This is a genomic window from Cognatiluteimonas sedimenti, assembly GCF_022808325.1.
GTDB classification, from domain to species: Bacteria; Pseudomonadota; Gammaproteobacteria; order Xanthomonadales; family Xanthomonadaceae; genus Cognatiluteimonas; species Cognatiluteimonas sedimenti.
In genome coordinates this window covers 331,103-343,541 of record NZ_JALGCL010000001.1, presented here as the reverse complement: position 1 = coordinate 343,541, position 12,439 = coordinate 331,103, and the positions used below count along the sequence as shown (strand labels likewise).

Below are 12,439 nucleotides of genomic sequence, written 5' to 3'. Positions count from 1 at the left end.
GTCAAAACGCCTCCGTGGACCCAAACAGCCCGACCCGCAGGTTCTCCGCGACGTAGATCTCGCGCCCGTCGACGAAGGTGCGGCCATCGGCGATCACCATCCGCAGCTTGCCGCGCAGGACCCGGTGGATGTCGATCTCGTAGCTCACCAGTTTCGCGTCCGGCAGGACCTGGCCACTGAACTTGACCTGGCCGACGCCCAGCGCGCGCCCGCGCCCCGGCTCGCCCAGCCACGGCAAGTAGAACCCGGCCAGCTGCCACATGGCGTCAACGCCCAGGCAGCCGGGCATCACCGGGTCGCCCTCGAAATGGCAGGCGAAGAACCAGAGGTCCGGGTGGATGTCCAGCTCGGCCCGGATCACGCCCTTGCCGAAACGACCGCCCTCGGTGGAAATCTCGGTGATGCGGTCGAACATCAGCATCGGCGGTGCCGGCAGGCGCGCGTTGCCCGGGCCGAACATCTCGCCCCGGGCGCAGGCGAGCAGCTGCTCGCGGTCGAGCGAGGAAGGTCGTGTCATTGGGTCGGTTCGTGTTTGCGAAAGCGGCAAGTTTGCCCGAGTTGGGGTGCCGGTGTCGCCAACCCGCGGCGCAGCGCGGGCGTCGACTGGCGGCACCGGCCCGCGACGGGCCAATCCGGGCGGCGATGGCACGGCCGCCTGTCAATGCCGTCGGGGCCCGGCCGGGCCGCAGGATGCCAAGCGCGGCGCGCGGACGCGTTGCGCCTTCCGTTCCGGCAGCCGGCCAAGGCCCGCACCACGCGCATTGACGCGGATCAAGACCCGGCGCTGCGGACAGGATTCAAACACTCAATTGATCCATGTCACCATGCCGGCACAAGAGCTGCTGCATCCTGTGTACATTCGAAGCGCATACCAACGAGGGGAACCTGCAATGAGGTCAAGCATCCATGTCCTGTGCGCGGCGGCGATCGCCCTGCTCGCGCTGTCGGGCTGCCGCGCCGACAAGGCGGAGACCGCAGCCGCCGAAGCCGCCAAGGCTGCGGCGACCAACGGGACCGGCGGTTCGCTCAAGGGCGACTTCGGCCCGCCGCAGGGGCAGCCGGTCAACGCGATCCTGACCAGTCCGCCGCACGTGCCGCCGCCGACCGGGCGCACCAAGCCGGCCAAGGTGATCGTCGAGCTGAACGTGGTCGAAAAGGAGATGCAGATCGCCGAAGGCGTCAGCTACACCTTCTGGACCTTCGGCGGCACGGTGCCCGGCAGCTTCATCCGCGTTCGCCAGGGCGACACGGTGCAGTTCCACCTTCGCAACATGCCCGACAGCAAGATGCCCCACAACATCGACCTGCACGGCGTCACCGGGCCCGGCGGCGGCGCGGCGTCGAGCTTCACCGCGCCCGGCCACGTCACCCGCTTCACCTTCAAGGCGCTCAATGCCGGCCTGTTCGTGTACCACTGCGCGACCGCGCCGGTGGGCATGCACATCGCCAACGGCATGTACGGCCTGATCCTGGTCGAGCCGCCGGAAGGCATGCCGCCGGTGGACCGCGAGTACTACGTGATGCAGGGCGACTTCTACACCACGGGCAAGTACCGCGAGAAGGGCCACCAGAACTTCGACATGCAGAAGGGCATCGACGAGAACCCGACCTACGTGCTGTTCAACGGCGCCGAGGGCGCGCTCACCGGCGACAACGCGCTCAAGGCCAACACCGGCGAGAACGTGCGCCTGTACGTCGGCAACGGCGGCCCGAACCTGGTGTCCAGCTTCCACGTGATCGGCGAGATCTTCGACAAGGTCTGGTTCGAAGGCGGCACCCGCTTCAACGAGAACGTGCAGACCACGCTGATCCCGTCCGGCGGCGCGGCGATCATGGACTTCCACCTCGAGGTGCCGGGCAGCTACGTGCTGGTCGACCACTCGATCTTCCGCGCCTTCAACAAGGGCGCGCTGGCGATCCTCAAGGCCGATGGCGCCGAGCGTCCCGACATCTACTCGGGCAAGGAAGTCGACGCGATGTACATCGGCGACCAGGCCAATCCCAACCTGGCCGCGGTCGGCGCGGCGGCGAAGGCCGCATCGACTGGCGACCTGACCGTCGAGGACCAGATCAAGGCCGGCGAGGCGTTGTTCGCGGGTACCTGCTCCACCTGCCACCAGGCCAACGGTGAAGGCATGCCGGGGGTGTTCCCGCCGCTGGCCAAGTCCGACTTCATCGCCGCCGATCCCAAGCGCGTGGCCACGATCATCACCCACGGCCTGCAGGGCCCGGTGACGGTCAACGGCAAGGACTACAACTCGGTGATGCCGCCGATGGCGCAGCTCACCGACGATGAAGTCGCCAACATCAGCACCTACGTGCTCAACAGCTGGGGCAACCCGGGCGGCCACGTCACCAAGGAGGAGGCCGCCGAGATCCGCAAGGGCCCGGGCATCGGCACCGGCGGCGGCGAGGGCCACTGAGCCGCCATGCGCCTGAAAGCCGCCAGCGCCCTGCTGTTCGCCCTGCCCGTCGCCGCCGCGCTCGCGGCCGGCGGCGCGGCATGGGTGAAGCTGCCCGGAGCCAGTTTCCGCTCGGCGCTCAAGTACGAGGACGCGCCGACGGTGAAGGTGGCGCCGTTCGAACTGCAGAAGCGCCCGGTGACCAACGCCGAGTTCCTCGCCTTCGTCCAGGAGCACCCGCAGTGGCGGCGCGACAAGGTCGCCCGGGTGCTCGCCGAACCGCGTTACCTGCAGCATTGGGCCGGCCCTGCTGCCCTGGGCGCCAAGGCGCAGGCGCAGCAGCCGGTGGTCAACGTCAGCTGGTTCGCCGCGCAGGCCTACTGCGAAGCGCAGGATGCGCGACTCCCTACCTGGAGCGAGTGGGAATACGCCGCGGCCGCCGACGAAACCCGGCGCGACGCACGCAAGGACCCGGCGTGGCGCGAACGCATCCTTGGCTGGTACTCGCGCCCGTCCAGCGGACCGCTGCCGCGTGCCGGCCTGCAGGTGCCCAACGCCTACGGCGTGCAGGACGTGCATGGCCTGGTGTGGGAGTGGACCGACGATTTTTCCTCGTTGCTGGTCGATCCGGAAAGCCGCAACCAGGGTGACCCGGACAAGAGCAAGTTCTGCGGCGCCGGCGCGCTGTCGATGGACGATCGCGACAACTACGCGGTGCTGATGCGGGTTGCGATGCTGTCCTCGCTGCAGGCCCGCGACACCACCCCCAACCTCGGCTTCCGTTGCGCCAGGACTCCAGGCAAATGAAACCCGTGACCTTCCTCGCCTCCCTGCTGCTGGCCGTCGCCGGCAGCCTCGCCGCCGCGCCGGCCAAGGCGCCGCCACTGCCGGCCGACTCGGTCTACCAGCTGCCGCTCAGGCTCACCGACCAGCACGGCAAGACCTGGGACTGGGGCCGCAAGCGCGGCCAGCCGCAGCTGGTGTCGATGTTCTACAGCTCCTGCCAGTACATCTGCCCGTTGATCGTGGAGAGCGGCAAGGCGGTCGAACGAGCCTTGACGCCCGCGCAGCGCGCCAGGCTCGGGGTGATGTTGATCAGCATGGACCCGGCGCGCGATACGCCGGACACGCTGGCCAGGACGGTCCGGCAGCGCCACATCGACGACAAGCGCTGGTCGCTGGCCAGCCCAAGGGCCGATGCCGTGCGCAGCGTCGCCGGCGTGCTCGACGTGCGCTATCGGCAACTGTCCGACGGCGAGTTCAACCACACCAGCGTGTTGATCCTGCTCGACGCCGACGGCCGCATCCTCGCGCGCACGGAGAAGATCGGCAGCGACATCGACCCGGCGTTCGTCGCCAAGGTCAAGGCCGCGCTCTGACCGGCGCGCCGCAGGCCGCACGAGCGGCTCGCATGCAGCGGTGGTGTGGGAGATGGCGTCAGGCGATGACGTCGAGGCCGCCCATGTAGGGGCGCAACGCCGCGGGTACGGCGATCGAGCCATCGGCCTGCTGGCAGTTCTCCATCACCGCGATCAGCGCCCGGCCGACGGCGACGCCGGAACCGTTGAGGGTGTGCACCAGTTCCGGCTTGCCGCTGTCCGGGTTGCGCCAGCGCGCCTGCATGCGCCGGGCCTGGAAATCGCCGCAGTTCGAGCACGACGAGATCTCGCGGAACGCCTGCTGCGACGGCAGCCAGACTTCCAGGTCGAAGGTCTTGCGTGCGGAGAAACCCATGTCGCCGCTGCACAGCAGCATGCGCCGGTACGGCAGGCCCAGCTTCTCCAGCACCACTTCGGCGCAGCGGGTCATGCGCTCGTGCTCGGCGTCGCTGTCCTGCGGGCGCGTGATCGACACCAGCTCGACCTTCTCGAACTGGTGCTGGCGGATCATGCCGCGGGTGTCGCGGCCGTAGGCGCCGGCCTCGGCGCGGAAACATGGCGAATGCGCGGTCATGCGCAGCGGCAGGCGCTGCGCCTCGACGATCTGGTCGCGCACGGTATTGGTCAGCGGCACTTCGGAGGTGGGGATCAGGTACCGCCTGCTCGCCGCCTCGCCTTCGCCGACCACGGTCGCGAACAGGTCGTCCTCGAACTTCGGCAGCTGCCCGGTGCCGCGCATCGATTCGGCGTTGACCAGCAGCGGCACGTTGGTTTCCTCGTAGCCGTGCTCGCCGGTATGCAGGTCGAGCATGAACTGCGCCAGCGCGCGATGCAGCCGCGCCAGCTGCCCGCGCAGCACGGTGAAGCGTGCGCCGGACAGCCTGGCCGCGGTGTCGCCGTCGAGCCAGCCGTTGCGGGCACCGAGTTCGACGTGGTCGCGGACCTCGAACTCGAACGTGCGCGGCGTGCCCCAGCGGCACTGCTCGACGTTGCCCGCCTCGTCCGCGCCCGCCGGCACCGACTCGTCCGGCAGGTTCGGGATGCCGAGCGCGATAGCCTCGATCTGCGCGCGCAGCGCGTCCAGCCGCGACTCCCCCGCCTTCAGCTCGTCGCCGAAGCCGGCGACCTCGGCCAGCAGCGCCGCCACGTCCTCGCCCTTCGCCTTGGCCTGGCCGATCGCCTTGCTGCGGGTGTTGCGCAGGTTCTGCAGCTCCTGGGTGCGGACCTGCAGCGCCTTGCGCTGGCCTTCCAGGGACTCGAGCGCGGCGACGTCGAGGGTGAAACCGCGGCTCTCGCGCAGGCGTGCGGCGGTCTCAGTGGGCTGGGTACGGAGCAGGACGGGATCGAGCATGGGACGGCCGACAGCTTGTGGAAGCTGAATTATCGCGTGTTTGTGCGACGCGGTGCCGCGGGCCCGCGCCGGCCCCGTGCCAGAATGCGGGTTCCCCGAGCTGGAAGCGCCGATGTCCGCCCCTTCCCCCGAGACCGATCCTTCGCTGCGACCCGCGCGCCAGGGTGCCGAACCCCGCCCCGGCTGGTGGCCCTCGCGCAAGGCGCTGCTGGTGGCAGCCATCGCGTTCGCCGCCGGCCTGCTGCTGTTCCTGCTGCTGTGGCTGGACCAGCGCAACAACAACAATTTCTATCGCGCCGACGGCATCCCGAGCAGCGCCGAAGGCCAGCGGTTCGAGCCGTTGCCGGCGCCGCTGCCGGCCGCCGAAGGCCGCGACAACGCCAGCGGCATGGGCGATGCCGGCCCCGACCCGGTGGACGGTGAGCCGCCGCGCATGGTCGAGGCACCCCAGGCCCCGGTCGCGCCCGCCGCGCCGCCTCCGCCGCCGGCACCCGCCGCCACGATCGCGGACAGGACCGTGCCGCAGCCGCTGAGCTCGCCCGCGCCACGTTATCCGCGCGACGCCCAGCGCCGCGGCGAAACGGGCACGGTGCTGTTGCGCGTCCACGTGGGCCCGGATGGCAAGCCCTACTCGGTCGACCTGGTCCAGGGCAGCGGTTCGCGCGCGCTCGACCGGGCGGCCAGCGATGCAGTGCGGCGCTGGCGCTTCCGGCCGGCGGTCCGCAACGGCGAGGCGGTCGCGGGCGCGGTGCAGGTACCGATCACCTTCAACCTGCAGCGCTGACGGCTGCCTTCAGGCGTTGCGCAGGCCGAAACCGGCCTGCCGCGCCAGCGCGTCGAAACCCGGGAACGACGTCGCCACATTGGCGACATCGCCGATCCGCACTTCGCCATCGGCGGCCTGCGCGGCAACCGCGAACGCCATCGCGATGCGGTGGTCGCCGCGGCTCTCGATGCTGCCGCCGTGCAGGCGGCCGCCGTGGATCACCGCGCCATCGGGCAGTTCCTCGACCGTGACGCCCAGCGCGCGCAATCCCGCGACCATCGTCGCGATGCGGTCGGATTCCTTGACCCGCAGTTCCGCGGCGCCGCGGATCGTGGTGGTGCCCTGCGCGCAGGCCGCGGCGGCGCACAGCACCGGGAACTCGTCGATCATGTCGGCGACGTGGGTGACCGCCACCTCGATTCCGCGCAGCGGCGCATGGCGCACGCGCAGGTCGGCGACCAGCTCCCCGCCCTCGCCCTGCGCATCGATCGATTCGATGTCCGCGCCCATCGCCCGCAGCACGCGCAGCAGCCCGGTGCGCCGTGGATGGATGCCGATCCGGCGCAGGCACAGGTCGGAATCCGGGACCAGGCTTGCGGCCACGAGGAAGAACGAGGCCGAAGAGAAGTCTGCCGGCACCGCCACGTCCGTCGCCCGCAGCCGATGGCCGCCTTGCAGCCGCGCTTCGCCTTCACGGCAGGCCAGCGGATAGCCGAAGGCCTGCAGCATGCGCTCCGTGTAGTCGCGGGTCGCCTGCGCCTCCCGCACCACGGTTTCGCCGCGCGCGTACAGCCCGGCCAGCAGCAACGCCGACTTCACCTGGGCGCTGGCGACCGCAGGCGCGTGTTCGATGGCGTGCAATGGCTGGGCGCCGTGGATCCGCAACGGCGCGTGGCCATCGTCGGCGTCGATGCGCGCGCCCATGGCCGCAAGCGGTTCGGTGACCCGCCGCATCGGCCGCCCCGACAGCGAGGCGTCGCCCACCAGCACGCTGTCGAAGCGCTGGCCCGCCAGCAACCCCGCCAGCAGGCGCATCGCGGTGCCGGCGTTGCCACAGTCCAGCGGGCCCGCGGGCGCGTGCAAGCCATCGATGCCCACGCCATGGACGATGCGCACCCCGGGCTCCGGGGTTTCGATGCGCACCCCCAGCTGGCCGAAGATCGCCGCCGTCGCGCGCGTGTCCGCGCCTTCGAGGAATCCGTCGATCCGCGACACGCCGTCGGCCAGCGCCGCCAGCATGATCGCGCGGTGCGAAACCGATTTGTCGCCGGGAATCGCGAGCTCGCCGCGCAACGCGTCGCCGCGCATCGCGATCCAGTCGCGCCGCGGCGTCACCCGTGCCGCGTCCTGAAATCGCCCATGAAATCGACCAGCGCCTGCACCCCCGCTTCGGGCATGGCGTTGTAGATCGAGGCGCGCATGCCACCGAGGGCGCGATGGCCCTTCAGCCCGATCAGGCCCGCAGCCCGGGCTTCCTCCAGGAAGGCCTTGTCGAGCGCGGCATCGTGGAGGAAGAACGGCACGTTCATGCGCGAACGCACCGCCGGCGACACCTCGTTGCGGTAATAGCCGTCGGATCCGTCGATGGCCGCGTACAGCGCCGCCGCCTTGCGCGCGTTGCGGCGGGCGAATTCGGCCACGCCGCCTTCGTCGAGCATCCACTTCACCGTCAGCCCGAGCAGGTACCAGTTCCAGGTCGGCGGGGTGTTGAGCATCGATTCCTTGGCGGCGTGGGCGCGGTAATCCAGGATCTCGGCGCGCGGCTGGCCTTGGCGCCCCAGCAGGTCGCGGCGCACGATCGCGAAGCTGATCCCGACCGGACCGAGGTTCTTCTGCGCGCCGCCATAGACCACGCCGAAACGGGAGATATCCAGCGGCTCCGAGGCGATCGAGGAACTGAAGTCGGCGAACAGCGGCACGCCGCCGACATCCGGGACCTCGCGGAACTCGACGCCGTGGATGGTTTCGTTGGCGGTGATGTGCACGTACGCGGCGCCGTCGGACAACTGCCACGCGTCGCGCGCCGGGAGATCGCGGAAGCCGCCGGCTTCGCTGCTGGCGGCTATGTTGGCGGCCACGCAAGGCCTGGCCTGCTTGATCGCGGTCTTGCCCCAGTGGCCGCTGAGCACGTAGTCCGCGGCCTGGCCGGGCGCGGCGAAGTTCAGCGGCAACAGCGCCTGCAGCATGGTCGCGCCGCCGGACAGGAACAGCACCGCGTAGTCGGACGGGATCGACAGCAACGTCCGCAGGTCGGCCTCGGCCTGGGCCGCGACCTGGAGGAATTCCGGGCCGCGATGGCTGAGCTCGACGATCGAGGCGCCGGCCCCATGCCACTCGAGCATTTCCTGCTGCGCCTGGCGCAGGACCGGTTCGGGCAGGGTCGCCGGACCCGCGCTGAAGTTGTGGGCACGCGACATCGACGGCATCCGCAAGGTGGGGAATCCCAGTATGCCGCAGCGCGATTGGAGCGTGGGCTCAGCCCGCCACGCCGAACAGCAGCAACGCGCTCAGCGCGGCGGCCAGCAGCAGCGCGGCCAGGAGCAACCATGGCAGCCGCCGCGCCGAATGGCTGAGCGCCTGCCGCGCCTCGCGCGCGTGTGCGACGTGCTCGTCGGCCTCGTCGTCGTCGAACACCGGCATCGACTCATCACGCTGCGACGCGCGCGCCGGCGCCTCGATCACGAAGCGGTGGTGGGCATCGAACACGATCTGGTCGCCGGGCTGCAGCACCGCGTCGCGCAGGGTTTCGCCGTTGACCACGCTGCCGTCCACCGAACCCAGGTCGCGCAACACCACCAGCCCGCCCTGCAGCCCGATCCGGGCATGGCGCTCGGCGAAGGCCGGATCCTCGATGCGAACGTCGGCATCGGCTGCGCTGCCGACCACCCGCGGCCGGTCCAGGGTGAAACTGCGGCCGTGGTAGCGGCCACCGACGCCGCGCAGGACCATGCGCGGATCATCCGCGCCGGTCTCCGGGAACGGCTCGGCTGGCGGCGGCGCCGGCGGCGTCCGGCTCGCGGCCAGCACGATCTCGTTGCCGTCGAAGAACACCGTGTCGCCCATGCGCAACATCGCCATGCGCCGCACCGGGCGGCCGTTGACGTGCACGCCGCGGGCATCCTCGGCCACCGTCAGCCACACCCCGCGGCGATCCGCGCAGAAGCGCATGCTGGCCCCGGCCGCATCGCCGAGCACGCGCAGCGCGCCGCCGATGGTGCGGCCGATGCCCTGCACGCCGTTGCCCAGCGGCAGCGGTGCGATGTCGGTCCCGGGGAATCGGAGGGTGATCTCGTCCACGCGGCGCAATCTAGCAGATGCGTGCGCCGGCGAAGCGCGGCGGTTGGCGGGCGCCGCCACTGGCCGCACAATGGGCCGTGTCACCGCAACGGGAACCGGCATGTCCACGATCGATATCCGCCACGCGCATTCGCTGCCGCTGGCCCAGGCACGCAAGGCGGTCGAGGGCGTGGCGACCAAGCTGGGCGACAAGTTCGGCATGGACTACCGCTGGGAGGGCGACGTGCTGCACTTCGTCCGCTCCGGCGTGGACGGGCACATCGCGCTGACGCCGCAACAGGTGCAGGTGACAGCGAAACTGGGCTTCCTGCTGTCGGCGATGAAGGGCCCGATCGAAAGCGAGATCCGGCGCGTGCTGGACGAGCGCTTCTAGGCGCCGGGACGCCGGGCTGGACGCATTCGGGCGCTAGCCGGGCGGCGCAGGCCGGAACGGGTCGGGATCGCCCGCGAACACGCGCCGCATGACATCGCGCTCGCCGCGCTCGATGTCGGCCAGGAACGCATCCACGTTGCCAAGCCTGGCGAATGCGTCGAAGCCGTGCTCCAGGAACAGCTGCAGTTCCGCCAGCCCGGCCGCACGCGCCGGCCCGCGCGCCAGCTTCAGCAACATGCGGATGCCCGGCTTGCGCACCGCCGCGCCCAGCCCCGCGCCGACCTTGCCGATCAGCACGATCTGGCGCAGGCGCAGTCGCGGCAGCCCGACCGCGCGATACGCCTGCGCGTACAGGGCCGCGTCCACCCGTCTGCGCCGCGGCGCGATCCGCTGCAGCGCTTCGGCCATGCGCAGGTCGAAGGCCTGGGTCAGCACCCCCAGTTCGATGCCGTCGGCGACCGTGTCCAGCAACGCTGCCGGCAACAGCCCCTGCATGGTCGGCAGCACGCGGGCGATGTCGGCGTCGCGGCGGCTGAAATCGTGGTCGCCATAGACATCGGTCAGGAAGAAGCGCGCCGCCGGGCGGCGTTGCGGGTCGTCCAGGAAGCGCCGGAAACTGGCCTCAAGCCGCGCCGCCTGCCAGTGCCGCAGCGCCGGCAGCCAGTGCAGGCGGTTGCGCGGTTCCCGCTGCGGATCATGCAGCGCCTGGTGGCAGGCCAGGCGCCGCTGCAGGCGGCTGGACGCGGGCGGACGACGCGGCATCGCCGCATCATCGGGACTGCATCACGCCCCCGCAACCCGCAACGGCGGCTCGGCTACACTCGCGATACCCCCGTCGCGCGGCCCGCCATGCTGTCCCTCCATTCCGCCCGGAGCCGGGCCAGCCATCCCGGTCGCGACCCGCGCATCGGCCTGGCCATCGCCGGTGGCGGCCCGATCGGCGCCATGTACGAGCTGGGTGCGTTGCGTGCGCTGGACGAGGCCTGCGACGGACTCGACCTCACCCGCATGGATTGCTACGTCGGCGTCAGCTCCGGCGCGTTCCTCGCCGCCGGGCTCGCCAACCGCATGGATACGGCGCAGCTGTGCCGCGTGTTCATCACCGGCGACAGCACCGACGTGCGCTTCCGCCCGGAAACCTTCCTGCGCCCGGCGCTGACGGAATATCTGCGCCGGCTCGGTGCCGCGCCGCGGCTGGCGGGCGGGCTGGCGCGCGACCTGCTGCTGGGGCGCGGCGACTCGCGCTGGTCGGACCTGCTTACCCGCATCGGCGGGCTGGTGCCGACCGGCCTGTTCGACAACGCCGAGGTCGAGCACTTCCTGCGCGACGTGTTCAGCCGTCGCGGCCGCAGCAACGACTTCCGCAAGCTCGAGCGCCCGCTGTACGTGATCGCGGTCGACCTGGACAGCGGCGAGGCGGTGCGTTTCGGCGGCGAGGGCTGGGACGACGTGCCGATCTCGCGCGCCGTGCAGGCCAGTGCCGCGCTGCCGGGGCTGTATCCGCCGGTGGCGCTGCGCGGGCGCCAGTTCGTCGATGGCGCCCTGCGGCGGACGATGCACGCCTCGGTGGTGCTGGACCGCGATGTCGACCTGATGATCGGCATCAATCCGCTGGTGCCGTTCAATGCCGGGGGGCGCCGCCGCGCCGGCCGCGGCCAGGCCGGGCGCCGGATCGCCGACGGCGGCCTGCCGGTGGTGCTGTCGCAGACGTTCCGCACGCTGCTGCAGTCGCGCATGCAGGTGGGCCTGGCACGCTATGCGCAGCAGTACCCGGGCATCGACCAGCTGGTGTTCGAGCCCAATCCCAGCGACGGCGAACTGTTCTACACCAACGTCTTCAGCTTCGCCGCACGCCGCCGCGTCTGCGACCTCGCCTACCGCAACACCCTGGCCGACCTGCGCACGCGCGCCGGTGAGCTGCGCCCGTTGCTGGCCGCGCATGGCATCGAACTGCGCGACGAGCTCATCGCCGACGAAGGCCGCTCGATCCTCGATGGGCTGCTGCCGGCGCCGCGCCACAGCGACACTACCGCACGCCTGCAACGCGCGCTGGACGACGTCGAACGCCACATCACCCGGCGGCAACACCACGCCGGCCATCCTTGAACGGCCGTTGTGCGCTGCCGGCGTTCCGGCGTGCGCGCGGTCGCCGCCGGGGACCGCGCGCTTGTGTGAATGCTCTAGTCCGCCGCGCAATGCTGACCCGCAATCCACCCCCCGCCGGGAGACCCGCATGGCCAAGTTCAAGAAAGCCGCAGGCAGCACCAGCGCCCGCAAGCGCACCACTGCCAACGCCGGCGTGCAGGACCAGGCCGAACGCCTGTCCCGGACCCTGAGCGAATCCGCGCAACAGATCTGGCTTGCCGGCGTCGGCGCGTTCGGCCGCGCCCAGGCCGAAGGCAACAAGCTGTTCGAGGCGCTGGTCAAGGAAGGCCTGAACCTGGAGCAGAGCGCGCGCAGGTTCGCCGGCGGCCGCGCCGATGAAGTCCGCGGTGCCGTCGAGAGCCGCGTTGGCCAGGCGCGCGAACGCGCCGCCGATACCTGGGACCGCCTCGAGAAGGTGTTCGAGGACCGCGTCCAGCGTGCGCTGGTGAAGCTGGGGGTTCCCGGCCGCGGCGATCTCAGCGACCTCAGCCGCCGGGTGGAGGGCCTGACCGCCGAACTGCGGCGCCAGAACGGCGCAACCGCCCGCAAGCCCCGCAGCACGCCCGTGCGCAAGACCGGCAAGGCTGGGACGAGCCGGGCCACGGCACGCAAGGCAACCGGCCCCGCCGCCACCAAGCCTGCCGTCGCGAAGCGCGCGCGCAAGGCCGCCAAAGCCACCAAGGCCGCGAAGACCACGAGCTGACCCGAGCCACCGCAGCCACGCTT

At 71.1% G+C, this 12,439-nt stretch carries 13 protein-coding genes; 7 read left to right on the top strand and 6 right to left on the bottom strand.

What is annotated here, in order from left to right; all coding sequences use genetic code 11:
- Position 1: 1 nt before the first annotated feature.
- Positions 2-517, bottom strand: coding sequence for a 3-hydroxyacyl-[acyl-carrier-protein] dehydratase FabA (gene fabA, locus MQC88_RS01710; RefSeq protein WP_243318642.1), 516 nt, complete (start codon positions 515-517; stop codon positions 2-4).
- A gap of 373 nt (positions 518-890) precedes the next feature.
- Here fabA and nirK point away from each other — a divergent pair, with 373 nt between their 5' ends.
- The 3 genes from nirK to MQC88_RS01695 are packed head-to-tail and all read left to right on the top strand — an operon-like array spanning position 891 to position 3,781.
- A complete protein-coding gene (nirK, locus tag MQC88_RS01705; protein ID WP_243318640.1) occupies positions 891-2,423 on the top strand; it encodes a copper-containing nitrite reductase in 1,533 nt (510 codons plus the stop codon).
- 6 nt (positions 2,424-2,429) lie between these two features.
- Positions 2,430-3,209, top strand: coding sequence for a formylglycine-generating enzyme family protein (locus MQC88_RS01700; RefSeq protein WP_243318638.1), 780 nt, complete (start codon positions 2,430-2,432; stop codon positions 3,207-3,209).
- On the top strand, positions 3,206-3,781 hold the full coding sequence (locus tag MQC88_RS01695; RefSeq protein ID WP_243318637.1) for an SCO family protein: 576 nt from the start codon (positions 3,206-3,208) through the stop codon (positions 3,779-3,781). The genes MQC88_RS01700 and MQC88_RS01695 overlap by 4 nt, the downstream gene beginning before the upstream one ends.
- 58 nt (positions 3,782-3,839) lie before the next feature.
- On the opposite strand, the gene serS is transcribed toward MQC88_RS01695, so the two are convergent.
- A complete protein-coding gene (gene serS / locus MQC88_RS01690) occupies positions 3,840-5,132 on the bottom strand; it encodes a serine--tRNA ligase (RefSeq protein ID WP_243318635.1) in 1,293 nt (430 codons plus the stop codon).
- A 112-nt stretch (positions 5,133-5,244) separates the two neighbouring features.
- Between serS and MQC88_RS13015 the strand changes: the two genes are divergently transcribed.
- Positions 5,245-5,916: an energy transducer TonB gene (locus MQC88_RS13015; RefSeq protein ID WP_261347357.1), complete on the top strand. Its 672-nt coding sequence runs from the start codon at positions 5,245-5,247 to the stop codon at positions 5,914-5,916.
- A gap of 9 nt (positions 5,917-5,925) precedes the next feature.
- Here MQC88_RS13015 and aroA read toward each other — a convergent pair whose 3' ends face one another.
- The 3 genes from aroA to MQC88_RS01665 are packed head-to-tail and all read right to left on the bottom strand — an operon-like array spanning position 5,926 to position 9,195.
- Positions 5,926-7,206 (bottom strand): 3-phosphoshikimate 1-carboxyvinyltransferase, encoded by a 1,281-nt coding sequence (gene aroA / locus MQC88_RS01675; protein ID WP_243320202.1) that lies wholly within the window; start codon positions 7,204-7,206, stop codon positions 5,926-5,928.
- A 23-nt stretch (positions 7,207-7,229) separates the two neighbouring features.
- The gene (gene serC / locus MQC88_RS01670; protein ID WP_243318634.1) at positions 7,230-8,315 is read right to left on the bottom strand and encodes a 3-phosphoserine/phosphohydroxythreonine transaminase; all 1,086 of its coding nucleotides are present in this window, start codon (positions 8,313-8,315) and stop codon (positions 7,230-7,232) included.
- A gap of 58 nt (positions 8,316-8,373) precedes the next feature.
- Positions 8,374-9,195 (bottom strand): FHA domain-containing protein, encoded by an 822-nt coding sequence (locus tag MQC88_RS01665; protein WP_243318632.1) that lies wholly within the window; start codon positions 9,193-9,195, stop codon positions 8,374-8,376.
- A gap of 100 nt (positions 9,196-9,295) precedes the next feature.
- Here MQC88_RS01665 and MQC88_RS01660 point away from each other — a divergent pair, with 100 nt between their 5' ends.
- Positions 9,296-9,568, top strand: coding sequence for a polyhydroxyalkanoic acid system family protein (locus MQC88_RS01660; protein WP_243318630.1), 273 nt, complete (start codon positions 9,296-9,298; stop codon positions 9,566-9,568).
- A 33-nt stretch (positions 9,569-9,601) separates the two neighbouring features.
- Here MQC88_RS01660 and MQC88_RS01655 read toward each other — a convergent pair whose 3' ends face one another.
- Positions 9,602-10,330 (bottom strand): DUF8198 family protein, encoded by a 729-nt coding sequence (locus MQC88_RS01655; protein WP_243318628.1) that lies wholly within the window; start codon positions 10,328-10,330, stop codon positions 9,602-9,604.
- Between the two features lie 87 nt (positions 10,331-10,417).
- On the opposite strand from MQC88_RS01655, the gene MQC88_RS01650 reads away from it, so the two are divergent.
- Both MQC88_RS01650 and MQC88_RS01645 read left to right on the top strand, forming a co-directional pair.
- Positions 10,418-11,674, top strand: coding sequence for a patatin-like phospholipase family protein (locus MQC88_RS01650; protein WP_243318626.1), 1,257 nt, complete (start codon positions 10,418-10,420; stop codon positions 11,672-11,674).
- Between the two features lie 127 nt (positions 11,675-11,801).
- Complete coding sequence (locus MQC88_RS01645; RefSeq protein WP_243318623.1) at positions 11,802-12,416, top strand: phasin family protein; 615 nt, start codon at positions 11,802-11,804, stop codon at positions 12,414-12,416.
- Positions 12,417-12,439: the final 23 nt, after the last annotated feature.